11 protein-coding genes are annotated in these 17,712 nt (G+C 71.0%); 9 read left to right on the top strand and 2 right to left on the bottom strand.

Features of this window, described 5'->3' with window-relative positions; genetic code table 11:
* Window positions 1-95 precede the first annotated feature (95 nt).
* Both AB0P35_RS38235 and eccCa read right to left on the bottom strand, forming a co-directional pair.
* Complete coding sequence (locus AB0P35_RS38235) at window positions 96-1,496, bottom strand: APC family permease (protein ID WP_363520406.1); 1,401 nt, start codon at window positions 1,494-1,496, stop codon at window positions 96-98.
* A gap of 470 nt (window positions 1,497-1,966) precedes the next feature.
* Window positions 1,967-5,920, bottom strand: a complete 3,954-nt coding sequence (eccCa, locus tag AB0P35_RS38230; protein WP_363520403.1) for a type VII secretion protein EccCa — start codon at window positions 5,918-5,920, stop codon at window positions 1,967-1,969.
* A gap of 573 nt (window positions 5,921-6,493) precedes the next feature.
* Here eccCa and eccD point away from each other — a divergent pair.
* The 9 genes from eccD (at window position 6,494) to AB0P35_RS38185 (ending at window position 17,425) form a co-directional block, all read left to right on the top strand.
* Entirely contained in the window at window positions 6,494-7,963 is a 1,470-nt protein-coding gene (gene eccD, locus AB0P35_RS38225; protein ID WP_095874823.1) for a type VII secretion integral membrane protein EccD, read from the top strand.
* 150 nt (window positions 7,964-8,113) lie between these two features.
* The gene (gene rpsO, locus AB0P35_RS38220; protein ID WP_030274764.1) at window positions 8,114-8,404 is read left to right on the top strand and encodes a 30S ribosomal protein S15; all 291 of its coding nucleotides are present in this window, start codon (window positions 8,114-8,116) and stop codon (window positions 8,402-8,404) included.
* A gap of 435 nt (window positions 8,405-8,839) precedes the next feature.
* A complete protein-coding gene (locus tag AB0P35_RS38215) occupies window positions 8,840-11,047 on the top strand; it encodes a polyribonucleotide nucleotidyltransferase (RefSeq protein ID WP_095874824.1) in 2,208 nt (735 codons plus the stop codon).
* A 95-nt stretch (window positions 11,048-11,142) separates the two neighbouring features.
* The gene (locus AB0P35_RS38210) at window positions 11,143-12,510 is read left to right on the top strand and encodes a pitrilysin family protein (RefSeq protein ID WP_257019197.1); all 1,368 of its coding nucleotides are present in this window, start codon (window positions 11,143-11,145) and stop codon (window positions 12,508-12,510) included.
* Window positions 12,507-13,253 carry a 4-hydroxy-tetrahydrodipicolinate reductase gene (dapB, locus tag AB0P35_RS38205; protein ID WP_095874826.1) on the top strand — a complete coding sequence of 249 codons (747 nt, stop codon included), beginning with the start codon at window positions 12,507-12,509 and terminating at the stop codon, window positions 13,251-13,253. Before AB0P35_RS38210 ends, dapB begins: the two co-directional genes overlap by 4 nt.
* Window positions 13,254-13,260: 7 nt before the next feature.
* Complete coding sequence (locus AB0P35_RS38200; RefSeq protein ID WP_363520397.1) at window positions 13,261-13,722, top strand: tetratricopeptide repeat protein; 462 nt, start codon at window positions 13,261-13,263, stop codon at window positions 13,720-13,722.
* Window positions 13,719-14,447, top strand: a complete 729-nt coding sequence (gene thyX / locus AB0P35_RS38195) for an FAD-dependent thymidylate synthase (RefSeq protein ID WP_363520394.1) — start codon at window positions 13,719-13,721, stop codon at window positions 14,445-14,447. The genes AB0P35_RS38200 and thyX overlap by 4 nt, the downstream gene beginning before the upstream one ends.
* A gap of 229 nt (window positions 14,448-14,676) precedes the next feature.
* Window positions 14,677-15,576, top strand: coding sequence for a 4-hydroxy-tetrahydrodipicolinate synthase (gene dapA, locus AB0P35_RS38190; protein WP_363520391.1), 900 nt, complete (start codon window positions 14,677-14,679; stop codon window positions 15,574-15,576).
* Between the two features lie 163 nt (window positions 15,577-15,739).
* On the top strand, window positions 15,740-17,425 hold the full coding sequence (locus AB0P35_RS38185) for a ribonuclease J (protein ID WP_095874830.1): 1,686 nt from the start codon (window positions 15,740-15,742) through the stop codon (window positions 17,423-17,425).
* Window positions 17,426-17,712: the final 287 nt, after the last annotated feature.

The following is a 17,712-nucleotide window of genomic DNA, read 5'->3' as shown; positions in this document are numbered from 1 at the left end:
CGGGCGGGCGGGGGCGTGGCCCGCCCGCGGCCGGGCCCCGCCCGCCCCCCCGCCGGCGGGGGCCGGGCCCCCCCCCGCGTCCGGTGCGCGGAGAATCAGAGCTGCTCGTCCTCGGGCAGGGTGATCACCCAGCGGTCGGCCTGCCGGGGCCGCAGGTAGAACAGCCAGTAGAGGCTGGCGGCCGCGGTGAGGCCGCCGGTCCACGCCAGGGCGGTGACGTCGAGCTGGGTCAGCAGGTAGACCAGGCCCACGGTCAGCAGGACCGGCAGGACGGGCCACAGCGGCTGGCGCCAGGCCGGGGCGTGCTTGTGGTGGCCCCGGCGGGAGAACAGCGCGGCCACGGCCACCAGCAGGTAGAGCGCGGTGACGGCGACACCGGTGATGTTGGTCAGCTGGTCCTGCGGGACGAAGCAGAGCACCGCGCCGGGGACGCCGACGGCCAGGGTGGAGACCCAGGGGGCGCTGAACCGGTTGAGGGTGCCGAAGGCGCGGTTGACCGGCTCCGGCCAGGCCTTGTCGCGGCCGGAGGCGAACAGCACCCGGGAGTTCTGGATGACCATGACGATGCCGGCGTTGATGATCGCCAGGGCGACGCAGAGGCTGATGAAGGTGCCGACCGCGGAGTTGCTCCAGCCGGTGACCAGGTCGGAGATGTTGCCGGCGCTCAGCGCGGCGAGGTCCGGGGCGCCCAGGGTGATCGCGACGACCGGGAGGATGATGACGACGACCGACAGGGCCAGCGTCCACAGCACGGTGCGGGCGACGTTGCGGCGGGGGTTCTCCAGCTCCTCGGAGAGGTAGATGGCGGTGGAGAAGCCCTGGGTGACGAAGAGCGCGGTGCCCATCGCGGCGACGATCGCGCCGAGGCCGACGGCACTGGTGGCGCCGTCCGCGACGACCGAGCCGTGGAAGAGGCTGCCGGCGCCGCGCTCGGCGTGGCCGAAGCCCAGGAAGGCGACCACTCCGGCGGCGATGACCTCCAGGACGAGGAAGATGCCGGTGATCCACGCGTTGGCGCGCAGGTCGAGCAGGCCCGCCACGGTGGCGGCGATCATCACGGCCGCGCCGGCCCAGCGGGCGTCCACGTGGACGATGGGGGCCAGGTAGTCGGCGGTGCCGATGGCGATGAGCGAGGGAACGATCATCACGACGATCAGCGACTGGATGAACACCAGCCAGCCCGCGAAGCGTCCGGCCAGGGTGCCGACCATCGCGTACTCGCCGCCGGCGCTCGGGACGAGGGTGCCGAGCTCGGAGTAACAGAACGCCACCGCGATGCAGATCAGCGCGCCGATGGCGATCGACATGGCGGTGAAGGTGCCGAGCGAGGAGAAGAGCTCCGGCACGATGACGAACAGCGAGGACGCCGGCGTCACGCAGGAGAGCGTGAGCAGCGTTCCGCCCACGACACCGATCGAACGGGTGAGCTTCTTGGGGGTGTCCGCCGCCGTGGCGGTCTCGGCTACGGCGAGTGGCGGGCGAAGCGTGTCGGTCATGGGGCATCCGATCGACTGTGCGGGGCTTGGCGGGGGAGCGGTATCGCCTCCGATGGGGCGTTGACTGGCGTTCTGGTTCGGTCGCTCCCGGATGGCCATGGAACCGCGACGCTTTGCCTGCGTCAACGCGCGATCTGCTTCGGAATCCGTTGCCATGAGCCGCATAAACATGCGATCTGTTGATCCCGCGCGGCAATTTTCTCCTTTGTCCGCCTTGTCAACTCACATGGATGAAGATTGAATCAAAGGCTAATGTTCGGTTAATGCCTGCGAATCGAAGGTTGTGAGCCTGTTCACTCTCTGGGGTGCAGGCGGCCCGGTCGGCGTCCGAGCCGTCGGCCGACCGGTACGGGAACCGCAGCCCGACCCGGCAAAAAAAGTAGATAACGTTCTGGCACCGTCCGAGCCCTGGGATGCCGGAAGGGCCGGACTCCGAGGAGTCCGGCCCTTCCGGTCACGCAAGGTCACTGCTACGGGGCCGGCAGCCAGCCCGTCTGGAGCGTCTGGCCCGCGGCGATCCGCCGCGAGACGAACACACCGCGGCCCGGCGGCAGCGGCTGCGGCTTGACCGTGCCGAGCAGCGCGCCCTCGTTCTTGTCGCCCGAGAGCAGCACGCCCTGGCCGCCCAGCTCGCGCATGCGCTGCATGACCGGCTCGAACAGCGAGCGGCCGGCACCACCGGCGCTGCGGGCGATGATCACACGCAGGCCGATGTCGCGGGCGAACGGCAGGAACTCCGCCAGCGGCGCCACCGGGTTGCCCGAGGACGTCGCGACCAGCTCGTAGTCGTCCACGATCACGAACATGTCCTTGCCGCTGTACCAGCTGCGGTTGCGCAGCTGATCCGGCGTGACGTCCGGGCCCGGCAGACGGCGCGAGCAGGCGCCGCGGAGCATCTCCACGGCCGCCGACATCGCCGGCGCCGCCGCCGCGTACTCCACCAGGTACTCCTGCGGCACCACGCCGAGCAGCGAGCGGCGGAAGTCGCCGACCACGATGCCCGCCTGGTCCGGGGTGTACCGCTCGGTGATCTGCTTGATCAGCATCCGCAGCAGCGCCGACTTACCGGACTCGCTCTCACCGAAGACGATGAACAGCGGGTCGGTCTCGAAGTTGACGAAGACCGGCGCGAGCTCGACCTCGTCCACACCGAAGGCCACACCCAGCTCGGGGTGCTCGAAGCCCTTGGGCAGCGCGTGGCCGTCCAGGACGGCCGGCAGCATGCGGACCTGCGGGGCCCGCGGGCCAGTCCAGGCCGCGTCGATCTGCGCGACCAGGTCGGCCACCCCGTCCGACAGGTCGGCGGTCGAGGAGGAGCCGTCCAGGCGCGGCAGACCGGACAGGAAGTGCAGCTTGGACGAGGTCAGACCGCGGCCGGGCGAGCCCGCCGGCACGTTGACCGCGACCTTGCGGTCGATCTCCGACTCCATCGAGTCGCCGAGCCGCAGCTCGGTGCGGTTCTGCAGCAGGTCCTTGAGCGCCGGCCGCACCTCCGCGTACCGGGCCGCGGTGACGATCACGTGCACGCCGTAGGTCAGACCGCGCTGCGCGATGTCGTTGATGACCGGTTCGAGGACCTCGTACTCCTGCTTGAAGGTCAGCCAGCCGTCGATGATCAGGAAGACGTCGCCGAACTGCTCGTCCGGCAGCTGGCCCGCCGCGCGGCGGGAGCGGTAGGTGGTGACGGTGTCGATGCCGGCCGAGCGGAACAGCTCCTCGCGCCGGTTCAGCACCCCGTGCACCTCGCTGACCAGGCGGCGCACCTTCTCGACGTCCAGGCGGCCGGCCACCCCGCCGACGTGCGGCAGGCCGGACAGCGCGCCGAACGCGCCACCACCGAAGTCCAGCAGGTAGAACTGCACCTCGACCGGGGTGTGGGTGACCGCGAAGCCCGCCACCAGGGTGCGCACCATGTTGGACTTGCCGGACTGCGGGCCACCGACGATCAGGCCGTGGCCGGCCGCGCCCGAGTAGTCCTGGTACAGCACGTCGCGGCGCTGGTCGCGCGGCTTGTCGACGATGCCGACCGGCACCACCAGGCGGCCGAGCGCGCCGTACTCCGGCGAGGTCAGGCCGCGCTCCGCGGTGGCCTGCAGCGGCGGCACCAGGCCGTCGACGCTCGGCGCCTCCTCCAGCGGCGGCAGCCAGACCTGGTGGGCCGGCGGACCCTGGCCGATCATGCGGTGCACGAAGGTGTCGAGCATGGTGTCGAGCAGCGAGTCGTCGATCTCCTCGACCTCCTCGAACACCTCCTCGACCACCGGCTCCACGACCGCCACCTCGGCGGCCGTGAACAGCACCGGCTGCGCGGTGATCACCTGGCCGCCGCTGGTCCGCTGCTGGCCCGGGGGCCGGTACGGACCGGAGACGTACGCGGCCCGGAAGCGCTCCATCACGTCGGAGCCGAACTTCAGGTAGCCGACACCGGGGATCGGCGGCAGGTGGTAGGCGTCCGGCACGCCGATCGCGGCCCGCGACTCCGCGGCCGAGAAGGTCCGCAGACCCAGCCGGTAGGAGAGGAAGGTGTCCAGACCGCGGAGCTTGCCCTCCTCCAGACGCTGCGAGGCCAGCAGCATGTGCATACCGAGCGAACGGCCGATGCGGCCGATCTGGATGAACAGGTCGATGAAGTCCGGCTTCGCGGTGAGCAGCTCGGAGAACTCGTCGATGATCATCAGCAGCGAGGGCAGCGGGTCCAGCGCCGCACCCGCCGCACGGGCCCGCTCGTACTCGTTGATGTTGGCGTAGTTGCCCGCCGCGCGCAGCAGCTCCTGACGGCGGTTCATCTCGCCCTCGATCGCGTCGCGCATGCGGTCGATCAGGGTCGCTTCGCCCTCGAGGTTGGTGATCACGGCCGCGGTGTGCGGCATCTCCGCCATACCGGCGAAGGTGGCACCACCCTTGAAGTCCGCGAGGACCAGGTTCAGCACCTCGGAGGAGTGGGTCACCGCGAGCGCCAGCACGATGGTGCGCAGCACCTCGGACTTGCCGGAACCGGTCGCACCGACGCACATGCCGTGCGGGCCCATGCCCTGGAGCGAGGCCTCCTTGATGTCCAGCCAGACGTACTCGCCGTTCTGACCGACACCCAGCGGCACCTTGAGCTTCTCCGCCATCGGGCGCGGCCGCCAGTGCCGGGCCGGGTCGAAGGAGCCCGGGTCGCCGGTGTTCATCATCTCGGTGAAGTCCATGGACACCAGCGACGGGTCGCCGTCGTCGCCGCCCGCGGAGACCCGGAACGGCGCGAGCTGGCGGGCCAGCGCCTCCGACTGCCACGCCGACAGGGTGTCCGGCCGGCCCGAGTACGAGGCACCGGAGGCGGACTCCAGCAGCAGCTCGTTCTTGCCGACCGTGACGACCAGGTGGCCGCTGGGCTCGTCCAGGTCACCCGGGACGACCTCGATGACGGTGACGCCCTCCACGCCGTCCGGGCCGGCCAGGAGCGAGTCCTGCGGCACCGAGGCGCCGTCCATGACCACGATCAGGTGCGGCTTGTCGGCGCTCGGCACGCTGTCGCGGGAGAAGCCCTTGCGGCCGTCCAGCTCCTTGGCGAGCAGCTCCTCCAGCTCGCCGAGCCCGGCCGCGATCAGACGGCGCGAACCGGCGCCGTCGTTCTCCTTGCGGTGCTGGGTGTGCGGCAGCCACTTCGCCCACTCCCACTCGTCGATCGCACCCGGCGCCGCCGCCACACCGACCATCAGGTCGTCCGGCGAGTGCAGGGTGGTCAATTGGGCGACCATCGCCCGGACGGTGCCGTACACGGTGTCCGGGTCGCCGCAGACGGTGATGTGGTAGAAGGCGCGCAGCGAGACGGCCAGCGGCAGCTCCTGCAGCGTGCCGTGCGACTTGATGAAGGTGCCCATCGCCTCGGCGGCGAGGGGCTCCAGCTCGTCCAGCGGAGCGGTCTGCGGCGCCACGATCGGCGTCGACAGCTGCTGCGGCCCGGTGCCCAGCCGGACCTGCGCGAAGTCCGGGTCGGTGGGCCTGCGTTCCCACAGCCGGCGCCCCTCGGCCACGATCGACCACAGCTGGTCCGGCTCCGGGTGGGTGAACAGCAGCGCGCCGCGCTGCCGCTCGGCCGTACGGCGGACCTGACGGCGCATCTGCTGCAGGTACTTGAGATAGTCGCGGCGCTCGTCCGCGGTACCGGCGCTGCCGCCGCGGCGCGCCTTGACGATCTGTGCGACCGCCATGCCCGCCGTCGACGCCACCATCAGGACACCCATGATCTTCATGGGGCCCTGGGCGCCGGGGGAGAAGAAGAACGCCGCCGAACCGCCCATGCCGAGCAGGGGCAGCAGGGACATCATCCAGTCCTCGCCGCCGGAGCGCGGCAGCTCCGGGGGCGCGACCAGCTCGACCGGTTCGTCCGGCACCGGCGGCGGGTACGCCCGCGGCGGCCGCTTGACCGTCACCACACTCATGCGACCGCCCCGCTCCGCCCGGCGGCCGCTGCGCGGAACCCGGACCTCTTGACGGTCCGTTCGCTTCGCTCGCTCACTGGCACCAACCCTTACGCACACCGATTACGTACGGGTGAGGGCGCCCCGTGCGCTGACGCCGCCCCCGCTCCGCCGACCGCAGGCGCGATCGAGGGTGCTGCACCAGCCGGGCCCCCGTACGCCTTGCGCAGGGGCCGATCCTACTGGGCGGCCGGGACGGTTCGACCACGGGGTCAGCCGAGGAGATTTCCGGTACGAAGCGTCGAAATTCCTCCACCAACAGCACACCGCCGCACGGCATTTCGCCGCCCCCCGCGGCGGGCGGCGATTTCCGGCGGGGGACCGGCCCACAGTCGCCCCTCGGCGAGCGGTAGGGTAACGCCGCGCCAACTCCGTCCACGTCCGTGCCAGTTCCGGACCGGCCCGGACGAGGGCGTATCAGAAGCAAGAGCTGACGAGCAGGCAAATCCGACAAGGGGGAGCGCCGGTGAGCGAGCGGACAGTCAAGAGGTGCGCGGAACATGAAGCGGCCTCCGGGCTCGCGGAGGTGGCCGCATGAGCGCCAGTGCAACGACCGGCTTCTGCCGGGTCACCGTCGTCGCGCCGGACAGCCGGATCGACGTCGCCCTGCCCGAGGACGTCCCGCTCGCCGACATCTACCCCGAGGTGCTGCGCCTCACCGGGCAGACCCAGGTCGACGGCACGCCCACCGGCTTCCACCTGGTCCGCCGGGACGGCACCGTCCTCGACAGCGGCCTGCCGCTGGCCGCCCAGCAGGTCCGCGACGGTGACCTGCTGAGCCTGCGGCCGTTCTCCGAGTCGCTGCCGCCGGCCGTCTACGACGACGTCGCCGACGCGGTCGCCAGCGCCGTCGAGGCGGACCGCCGGTTCTGGAGCCCCGACCTCATGCGGGCCTTCGGCCTGATCGGCGCCACCGTGATGCTGGTGCTGCTGGGCTTCGCGCTCTGGTTCTCCGACCTGCGCCACGACATGCACAGCCTGCCCGGCATCCTGTCCGGCGTCACCGCGGTCGTGCTGGTCACCTTCGCCGGTGTCCGGGCCCGGGTCTACGACGACCACGCGGCCGGCCTCGCGCTCGGCCTCGGCGCCCTGCCGCACGCCCTGATCGCCGGCTCCGGCGCCGTCCCGGTCGCGACCGTCGGCGACGGCCCCGGCCGGCTGCAGTTCCTGGTCGGCTGCGTCGCCGTCCTCGTCGTCTCGGTGCTGCTGGTCGGCCTGCTGCCGGAGAAGGACTCGGTCTTCGTCGCCTCCTCCTTCCTGGCCGCCGCCGGCACCCTCTCGACCTTCGCCGCCGTGCTGCTCGAAGGCACCCCGGCCACCCACATCGCCGCCGTCACCGGCGTCGCCGCGGTCGCCGCGGTCGGCTTCCTGCCGGCCCTCTCCGCCCGCTTCGCCCGCCTCCCCGTCGGCTTCAGCCCGCCCGGCCAGACCCGCACCCGCGGCAGCGCCTACGGCGAGGAGACCAGCCGCTCCGAGACCGTCCAGTACGAGCGGATCGCCCAGCAGGCCCGCCGCGGCCACGAGGTCCTGGTCGGCCTGGTCGGCGGCTGCGCCGCCACCGTGGTCGGCGCCTGCGCGGTGCTCGGCTTCAGCAACTCCACCTTCGGCGAGCTGCTCGCCCTGGCGGTCGGCATCTCGACCATGCTGCGCGCCCGGCTCTTCCGCTACACCGCCCAGGTCTTCAGCCTCACCATCGCCGGCCTGATCGGCCTCGGCCTGCTGGTCCTCGGCCTCTCCCTGCACACGCCGCTGTTCATCCTGGAGCAGCTGCAGCAGGGCGGCACGGGCAGCTCGCTCGACCTGCGCACCGTGTGGCTGTCGGCGTCCGTCGCCCTCGGCGCCGCGGTGCTCACCGCGATCGCCCTGATCGTGCCCCGGCTCGGCGTCTCCCCGTTCTGGGGCCGCATCCTGGACATGGTGGACGGCGTGATGCTCATCTCGCTCGTCCCGCTCGCGCTGGCCGTGCTGAACATCTACGGTCTGGTCCGCGGCGCCACCAGCTGACGCCGGAGCGACCCCCGGACACACCCGCCCGCGCCCGCCGGCGCCCCGTGCAAGGGGCCGCCGGCGGGCGCTGGTACGCTTGGTCAGTCCGAGTTCCATCCGATCCTGTGTCGCCTACCGGGATCACTCGGCCACCCCGAAGGAGATGCCGTGGCTCTCGCCGCCGACGTCAAGAAGCAGATCATCGCCGAGTTCGGCCAGAAGGAGGGCGACACCGGTTCCCCCGAGGTCCAGGTGGCCATGCTCTCCCGCCGTATCTCGGACCTGACCGAGCACCTCAAGGCCCACAAGCACGACCACCACTCGCGTCGTGGCCTGCTGATCCTGGTCGGCCAGCGTCGCCGCCTGCTGCAGTACCTGGCCAAGAAGGACATCGAGCGTTTCCGTACCCTCGTCGACCGCCTCGGCATCCGCCGTGGCGCCGCGGGCGGCGCTCGCTGACACCGCTCCGTGGGGCGGCTCCCCTTCCCGGGGAGCCGCCCTTCGGCGCATCCGCGCGGCGGTTTCGCGCGGAAACCCCACCCCGGACGAGAGAACCGTTGCCACACGCGTGGTAATGGCGTGCTCGGTAGGGTGTGAATTTGTAAGGTGAAGGGCATGCCCGGAAGGTGCCCGGCCGCGCGACGCGCGGACGGCACCGGGCAGGACCGAGACCCTACGCGGGCCGCAGGCCTCAAACGGAGGCCGCCCGCATCCGGGGAGCGTCCACACGCGACCGCCGACCAGGCAAGCCGAGAGGCGCCGGTCCTCGGTAGTGGCCGCCGGGAGTCGTCGACAGACGCCCGGGGGCTTCGATCGAAGACCGGCCCGCAGGGCCGGGCAGGCGGACGCAGGGGGACGCTCCACCGGAGACGTACGAAAGAGGAGATCTTCCAGGTGGAAGAGAACGTGTTCTACGCCGAGGCCGTCATCGACAACGGCAGCTTCGGCACCCGTACCATCCGCTTCGAGACGGGCCGCCTGGCCCGCCAGGCCGCCGGCTCCGCCGTCGCCTACCTGGACGACGACACCATGGTGCTGTCGGCGACCAGCGCGTCCAAGCAGCCGAAGGAGCACTTCGACTTCTTCCCGCTGACCGTGGACGTCGAGGAGCGGATGTACGCCGCGGGCCGGATCCCCGGCTCGTTCTTCCGTCGTGAGGGCCGGCCCTCCGAGGACGCCATCCTCACCTGCCGCCTGATCGACCGCCCGCTGCGCCCGTCCTTCGTCAAGGGCCTGCGCAACGAGATCCAGGTCGTCGTCACCGTGATGGCGCTCAACCCCGACCACCTGTACGACGTGGTCGCCATCAACGCCGCCTCCGCCTCCACCCAGCTGGCGGGCCTGCCCTTCTCCGGCCCGATCGGCGGCGTCCGCGTCGCGCTGATCAAGGGCCAGTGGGTCGCCTTCCCGACCCACAGCGAGCTCGAGGACGCCGTCTTCGACATGGTCGTGGCCGGCCGCGCCCTGCCGGACGGCGACGTCGCGATCATGATGGTCGAGGCCGAGGCCACCACGAAGACCATCACGCTGGTCGAGGGCGGCGCCGACGCGCCGACCGAGGAGGTCGTGGCCGCCGGCCTCGAGGCCGCCAAGCCGTTCATCAAGGTCCTGTGCGCAGCGCAGGCCCAGCTCGCCGCCCAGGCCGCCAAGCCCACCGGCGAGTTCCCGGTCTTCCTGGACTACCAGGACGACGTGCTCACCGCCCTGACCGCCGCGGTCAAGGACGAGCTCGCCCAGGCGCTCACCATCGCCGGCAAGCAGGAGCGCAACAACGAGATCGACCGCATCAAGGCGATCGCCGCCGACAAGCTGCTCCCGGAGTTCGAGGGCCGCGAGAAGGAGATCAGCGCCGCGTACAACGCGCTGACCAAGAAGATCGTCCGCGAGCGCGTCATCAAGGACAAGGTCCGCATCGACGGCCGCGGCGTCACCGACATCCGCACCCTGGCCGCCGAGGTCGAGGCCATCCCGCGCGTCCACGGCTCGGCCCTGTTCGAGCGCGGCGAGACCCAGATCCTGGGCGTCACCACGCTGAACATGCTGCGCATGGAGCAGCAGCTCGACACGCTCTCCCCGGAGACGCGCCGCCGCTACATGCACAACTACAACTTCCCGCCGTACTCCGTCGGCGAGACCGGCCGCGTGGGCTCGCCCAAGCGCCGCGAGATCGGCCACGGCGCGCTGGCCGAGCGGGCGATCCTGCCCGTGCTGCCCTCCCGCGAGGACTTCCCGTACGCCATCCGCCAGGTCTCCGAGGCGCTCAGCTCCAACGGCTCCACCTCGATGGGCTCGGTCTGCGCCTCCACCATGTCGCTGCTGAACGCCGGTGTGCCGCTGAAGGGCGCCGTCGCCGGCATCGCCATGGGCCTGATCTCCCAGGAGATCGACGGTGAGACCCACTACGTCACCCTCACCGACATCCTCGGCGCCGAGGACGCGTTCGGCGACATGGACTTCAAGGTCGCCGGTACCCGCAACTTCATCACCGCCCTCCAGCTGGACACCAAGCTGAACGGCATCCCGGCGTCGGTGCTCGCCGCCGCGCTGAAGCAGGCCAAGGACGCCCGCCTGCACATCCTCGACGTGATGAACGAGGCCATCGACACTCCGGACGAGATGTCGCAGTACGCCCCGCGCATCATCACGATCAAGATCCCGGTGGACAAGATCGGTGAGGTCATCGGCCCCAAGGGCAAGATGATCAACCAGATCCAGGAGGACACCGGCGCCGAGATCACGATCGAGGACGACGGCACCATCTACATCGGTGCCTCCGACGGTCCGGCCGCCGAGGCCGCCCGCACCACGATCAACCAGATCGCCAACCCGACCATGCCGGAGGTCGGCGAGCGCTACCTGGGCACCGTGGTGAAGACCACGACCTTCGGCGCGTTCGTCTCGCTCATGCCCGGCAAGGACGGTCTGCTGCACATCTCGCAGATCCGCAAGCTCGCCGGCGGCAAGCGCGTGGAGAACGTCGAGGACGTGCTCGCGGTCGGCACCAAGGTGCAGGTCGAGATCGCCGAGATCGACCCGCGCGGCAAGCTCTCCCTCGTCCCCGTGGTCGAGGGCGAGGAGGGCGGCGAGGCCGCCTCCGAGTGACGCACCGAGTGACGAGGTAGTCCTCCCGCGGCCCGCACGCCCCTCGAGGCGTGCGGGCCGCACCCTGTTCTTCCCCGATCGAGAGGTACACCCTGGTGGCTCAGGCCTCCGCGGCACAGCAGCGCCCCGGCACCACCAAGACCCTGCTGAAGGGCGTCGACGGCGCCGGCACCGTGCGCCGCACCGTCCTCCCCGGCGGCCTGCGGGTCGTCACCGAGACCCTGCCGACGGTGCGCTCCGCGACCTTCGGCATCTGGGTCGGCGTCGGCTCCCGCGACGAGACACCCGTCCTCAACGGCGCCACCCACTACCTGGAGCACCTGCTCTTCAAGGGCACCGCCCGGCGCAGCGCCCTCGAGATCTCCGCGGCCCTGGACGCCGTCGGCGGCGAGATGAACGCCTTCACCGCCAAGGAGAACACCTGCTACTACGCGCGGGTGCTCGACACCGACCTGCCGCTCGCCATCGACGTGGTCTGCGACATGCTCACCGGCTCCCTCATCCGCCCCGAGGACGTCGACGCCGAGCGCGGCGTCATCCTCGAGGAGATGGCGATGGCCGAGGACGACCCCGGCGACGTCGTCCACGACCTCTTCGCCAAGGTGATCTACGGCACCGGCCCGCTCGGCCGGCCCATCCTCGGCACCCAGGAGACCGTCACCAGCCTCACCCGCGACCAGATCGCCGGCTTCTACAAGCGCCGCTACAAGCCCGAGCAGCTGGTCGTCGCCGCCGCCGGCAACCTGGACCACCGCAAGGTCGTCAAGCTCGTCGAGGAGGCCTTCGCGCCCGTCCTCGCCCGCTCCGGCGGCCACCCCGCCGAGGTCCGCCGCGGCGTCAAGGCGCTGCGCACCGCCGGCCGCACCGAGGTGCTCAACCGGCCCACCGAGCAGGCCCACCTCGTCCTCGGCGTGCCCGGCGTGCCCCGCCACGACGACCGCCGCTGGGCCCTCGGCGTCCTCAACGCCGCCCTCGGCGGCGGCATGAGCTCCCGGCTCTTCCAGGAGGTCCGGGAGAAGCGCGGCCTCGCGTACTCCGTCTACTCCTACAGCTCCTCCTACGCCGACAGCGGCATCTTCGGCATCTACGCCGGCTGCCAGCCCAAGCGGGTCGAGGAGGTGCTCTCCATCTGCCGCCAGGAGCTCGCCAAGGTCGTCGCCGACGGCATCACCGAGGAGGAGCTCCACCGGGCCGTCGGCCAGATCTCCGGCTCCACCGTGCTCGGCATGGAGGACACCGGCTCGCTGATGAACCGCATCGGCAAGGCCGAGCTCTGCTACGGCACCCACCTCTCCGTGGACGACATGCTGGCGAAGATAGCGGCGGTGACCCTGGACGACGTCCAGGCGGTCGCCCGTGATGTGCTGGGGGCGCACCGGCCGTCGCTCGCCCTGATCGGTCCGATCAACGCCAAGCGGGCGGCCGCCATCAGCGACCTGCTCGCCCAGGAGGAAACCGCATGACGCTGCGCGTCGCCGTGATCGGCGCCAAGGGACGGATCGGCTCCGAGGCGGTCAAGGCCGTCGAGGCCGCCCCCGACATGGAGCTCGTCGCCGCCCTCGGCCGCGGCTCCGACCTGACCGAGCTGACCGACGCCGGCGTCCAGGTCGCCGTCGAGCTGACCCACCCCGACGCGGTCATGGGCAACCTCGACTTCGCCCTCCACCACGGCATCCACGTGGTCACCGGCACCACCGGCTGGAACGACGAGCGCCTGGCCACCGTCGGCGGCTGGCTCGCCGAGAGCCCCGCCACCGGCCTGCTCATCGCCCCGAACTTCTCCATCGGCGCCGTCCTCGGCATGCAGTTCGCCCAGAAGGCCGCCAAGTACTTCGAGTCCGTCGAGGTCGTCGAACTCCACCACGACCGCAAGGCCGACGCCCCCAGCGGCACCGCCACCCGCACCGCGCAGCTCATCGCCGCCGCCCGCAAGGACGCCGGCCGCGCCCCGCAGCAGGACCCCACCACCCACGAGCTGCCCGGCGCCCGCGGCGCCGACGTGGACGGCATCCCCGTGCACGCCGTCCGGCTGCGCGGCCTGCTCGCCCACCAGGAGGTGCTCTTCGGCGACGCCGGCGAGACCCTCACCATCCGGCACGACTCGCTGCACCACAGCTGCTTCATGCCGGGCATCCTGCTCGGCGTCCGCAAGGTCGTGGACACCCCCGGACTCACCCTCGGCCTCGAACACTTCCTGGACCTGTGAGCCCCGCATGACCTCCCGCACCGGCTTCTTCCTGCTCGCCGCCGCCCTGGTCGTGGTCTCCCTCCTCTGCATCGGGGAGGGCATCCAACTGGTCGCCACCGGCAGGCCGCTCGGCATCGGCCTCGGCATCTGCGCCTTCGTCGTCCCGCCGATCGGCATCTGGTTCCTGCGCCAGACCATCCGCTTCGGCCGGGCCAGCGAGCGGCTCGCCCGCGAGCTGGAGGCCGAGGGCGGCCTGCCCGTCGACGAGCTGCGCCGCACCACCGGCGGCCGGATCGACCGGGACTCCGCCGACGCGGTCTTCGCCCGCCGCAAGGCCGAGGCGGAGGCCGCCCCGCACGACTGGCGGGCCTTCTTCCGCCTCGCCGTGGCCTACGCCGACGCCGGGGACGTCCCGCGCGCCCGCAAGGCCATGCAGCACGCCATCAAGCTGCACAGCACCACCACCGAAACGAGGAGCACCGCGTGAGCGACGACCTGGCCCCCACCTTCCGCAGCGATGTCACGGTGGAACTCGTCCGCAGCGCCGCCACCGACACCGACGTCCTGTGGGCCGCCCGCGTGTCCACCAAGGGCGAGCAGTCCCTGGAGACGATCGGCGAGGACCCGGAGAAGTCCAAGGGCCTGATCAACTTCCTGATGCGGGACCGCCACGGCACGCCCTTCGAGCACAACTCGATGACCTTCTTCATCAGCGCGCCGATCTTCGTCTTCCGGGAGTTCCACCGGCACCGCAGCGGCTGGTCGTACAACGAGGAGTCCGGCCGCTACCGCGAGCTGCAGCCGGTCTTCTACGTCCCCGGCCCGGAGCGCCGACTCGTCCAGCAGGGCAAGCCCGGCCGCTACGAGTTCGTCGAGGGCACCGCAGAGCAGCACAAGGTCACCACCGAGGCCATGGAGGAGTCCTACCGCTCCTCCTACCGCGCCTACCAGGAGATGCTCGCCGCCGGTGTCGCCCGCGAGGTCGCCCGCGCCGTCCTCCCGGTCGGGCTGTTCTCCTCGATGTACGCCACCTGCAACGCCCGCTCGCTCATGCACTTCCTGTCGCTGCGCACCAAGAACGAGCAGGCCACCGTGCCGTCCTTCCCGCAGCGCGAGATCGAGATGGTCGCCGAGCAGATGGAGGAGCACTGGGGGCAGCTGATGCCGCTCACCCGTGCGGCCTTCAACGCGCACGGCCGAGTCGCCCCCTGACCTGCGGTGACGGGCATCCGGGCGGCCCGCCCGAGATATCCGGATTGCAGCGGTTCCGCCCGCTCCCTACGCTCGGAGCACGGATTCCGGTGCTGCCCGAACCCCCGAGCGGGCAGCACCGGAATCCCATGCTCCGACCCCGACGGCCCACCGCCGACCTCGCACGATTCTGTCCGAACCGTGGACCGGCGTGACCGCACCCCAGTGGCCTACGAGTAGTTTTGGACGCATGGCTCCGACCTCCACCCCCCAGACGCCCTTCGGCCGGGTCCTGACCGCGATGGTCACCCCCTTCACCGCCGACGGCGGGCTCGACCTCGACGGCGCCCAGCGCCTTGCCGCCCACCTCGTGGACGCCGGCAACGACGGTCTCGTCCTGAACGGCACCACCGGCGAGTCGCCGACCACCAGCGACGCCGAGAAGGCCGAGCTCGTCCGCGCCGTGGTGGAGGCCGTCGGGGACCGGGCGCACATCATCGCCGGCGTCGGCACCAACGACACCCACCACAGCACCGAGCTGGCCCGCCAGGCCGAGGCCGCCGGCGCCCACGGCCTGCTCTCGGTCACGCCGTACTACAGCAAGCCCCCGCAGGAGGGCCTGTACCGGCACATCGTCGCCATCGCGGACGCCACCGGGCTGCCCGTCATGCTCTACGACATCCCGGGCCGCAGCGGCGTCGCCCTGAGCCACGAGACGCTCGTCCGGCTCGGCGAGCACCCCCGGATCGTCGCCAACAAGGACGCCAAGGGCGACGTCGGCGCCGCCTCCTGGGCCATCGCCCGCTCGGGCCTCGCCTGGTACTCCGGCGACGACATCCTGACCCTGCCGCTGCTCTCGGTCGGCGCCGTCGGCGTGGTCAGCGTCGTCAGCCACGTGGTCACCCCGGAGCTCAAGACCATGGTCGAGGCCTTCATCGCCGGTGACACCGCCAAGGCCACCGCCGTCCACCAGTCCCTGCTGCCGGTCTTCACCGGCATCTTCCGCACCCAGGGTGTCATCCTCAGCAAGGCCGCACTCACCCTGCAGGGACACCCCGCGGGCCCGCTGCGCCTCCCGCTGGTCTCCGCCACCGCGGAGGAGATTGCGCAACTGAAGCAGGATCTGGCCGCGGGCGGGGTACACCCGTAGCAGACACAGACGTGCGCGCCCCGGCTCGCCGGGCCCCCAGGGCCTGCCGCTGGACCGGACCGAAGGCGCGGAGGCACCTGATACGTAGGAAGCCAACGATGGACGCACGCCATATGTCGCCGGACGATCCCGGGCATGTGGCGTGCGTCGTGAGGAGAGTCTTTTGAGCCACCCGCATCCCGAACTCGGCGCACCCCCCGCACTCAAGGAGGGCGCCCTCCGCATCACTCCGCTCGGCGGTCTCGGCGAGATCGGCCGCAACATGACGGTCTTCGAGTACGGGGACCGCATCCTGATCGTCGACTGCGGCGTCCTCTTCCCCGAGGACGAGCAGCCCGGCGTCGACCTGATCCTCCCGGACTTCACGTACGTCCGGGACCGCCTCGACAAGATCGACGGCATCGTCCTGACCCACGGGCACGAGGACCACATCGGCGCCGTCCCGTACCTGCTCCGGGAGAACCCGGACATCCCGCTGATCGGCTCGAAGCTCACCCTCGCCCTGATCGAGGCCAAGCTCGCCGAGCACCGGATCCGCCCGTACGTCCTGGAGGTCAAGGAGGGCGAGCGCGAGCGCATCGGCCCCTTCGACTGCGAGTTCATCGCGGTCAACCACTCCATCCCGGACGCCCTGGCGGTCGCCGTCCGCACCCCGGCCGGCATGGTCGTCGCCACCGGCGACTTCAAGATGGACCAGCTGCCGCTGGACGGCCGCCTCACCGACCTCCCGGCCTTCGCCAAGCTGGCCGAGGAGGGCATGGACCTGCTGCTGGTGGACTCCACCAACGCCGAGGTCCCCGGCTTCATCCCGCACGAGCGGGACATCTCCGCCGCGCTGCGCAACGTCTTCGCGAACGCCGACCGCCGCATCATCGTGGCCTCCTTCGCCAGCCACGTGCACCGCATCCAGCAGGTGCTGGACGCCGCGCACGAGTACGGCCGCAAGGTGGCCTTCGTGGGCCGCTCGATGGTCCGCAACATGGGCATCGCCCGGGACCTCGGCTACCTCAAGGTCCCCGGCAACCTCGTCGTCGACGTGAAGACCCTGGACGACCTGCCGGACGACAAGGTCGTGCTGGTCTGCACCGGCTCGCAGGGCGAGCCGATGGCCGCGCTCTCGCGGATGGCCAACCGGGACCACCAGATCCGCATCGTCGAGGGCGACACCGTGGTGCTGGCCTCCTCGCTGATCCCGGGCAACGAGAACGCCGTGTACCGGGTCATCAACGGCCTCACCCGCTGGGGCGCCAAGGTCGTCCACAAGGGCAACGCCAAGGTGCACGTCTCGGGCCACGCCTCGGCCGGCGAGCTGCTGTACTTCTTCAACATCTGCCGGCCGCGCAACCTCATGCCGGTGCACGGCGAGTGGCGCCACCTGCGGGCCGCCGCCGACCTCGGCATCGCCACCGGCGTGCCGAAGGACCGGGTCGTCATCGCCGAGGACGGCGTCTGCGTCGACCTGGAGAACGGCGTCGCCCGGATCGTCGGCAAGGTCCAGGCCGGCTACGTGTACGTCGACGGCTCCTCGGTCGGCGACATCACCGAGGCCTCCCTGAAGGACCGCCGCATCCTCGGCGAGGAGGGATTCATCTCCGCCTTCGTCGTGGTCGACTCCACCAACGGCAAGATCGTCAGCGGCCCGACCATCCAGGCCCGCGGCTCCGGCATCGACGACAGTGCCTTCGTGCCGGTCGTCGCGAAGCTGGAGGAGGCGCTGACCCGCTCCGCGGGCGACGGCGTGCTGGAGATCCGCCAGGTGCAGCAGCTGGTGCGCCGCACCATCGGCAAGTGGGTCGCCGACAACTACCGTCGCCGGCCGATGATCCTCCCGGTCGTGGTCGAGGTCTGAGACCCGGCGGTCCAGGTTTGACGTGGGGCGACTCGGAGCGTAATGTTCTCCGAGTTGCCCCACTGCCGGACGGCACCGATCGAATTCAGTTCGAGACGGTAAATCCGGTGAAAGAACTCTGATAGAGTTCGGGAGTGCCGAAAGGCAAAAGCAAATCCGATGAAACGGACTCCGGAAAACGGAGCGGAAGACATCTGATAAGCTGGAAACACGAAAGAGCGAAACGCCCGGAGGGTCCGCTGGAAGGCGGTCCGAAGGAAGTGTCCGTTCCTTGAGAACTCAACAGC

The organism is Kitasatospora sp. NPDC085879 (assembly GCF_040686255.1).
Lineage (GTDB): Bacteria > Actinomycetota > Actinomycetes > Streptomycetales > Streptomycetaceae > Kitasatospora.
The sequence above is the reverse complement of the archived record's forward strand: the minus strand, read 5'-3'. Positions and strand labels throughout refer to the sequence as shown.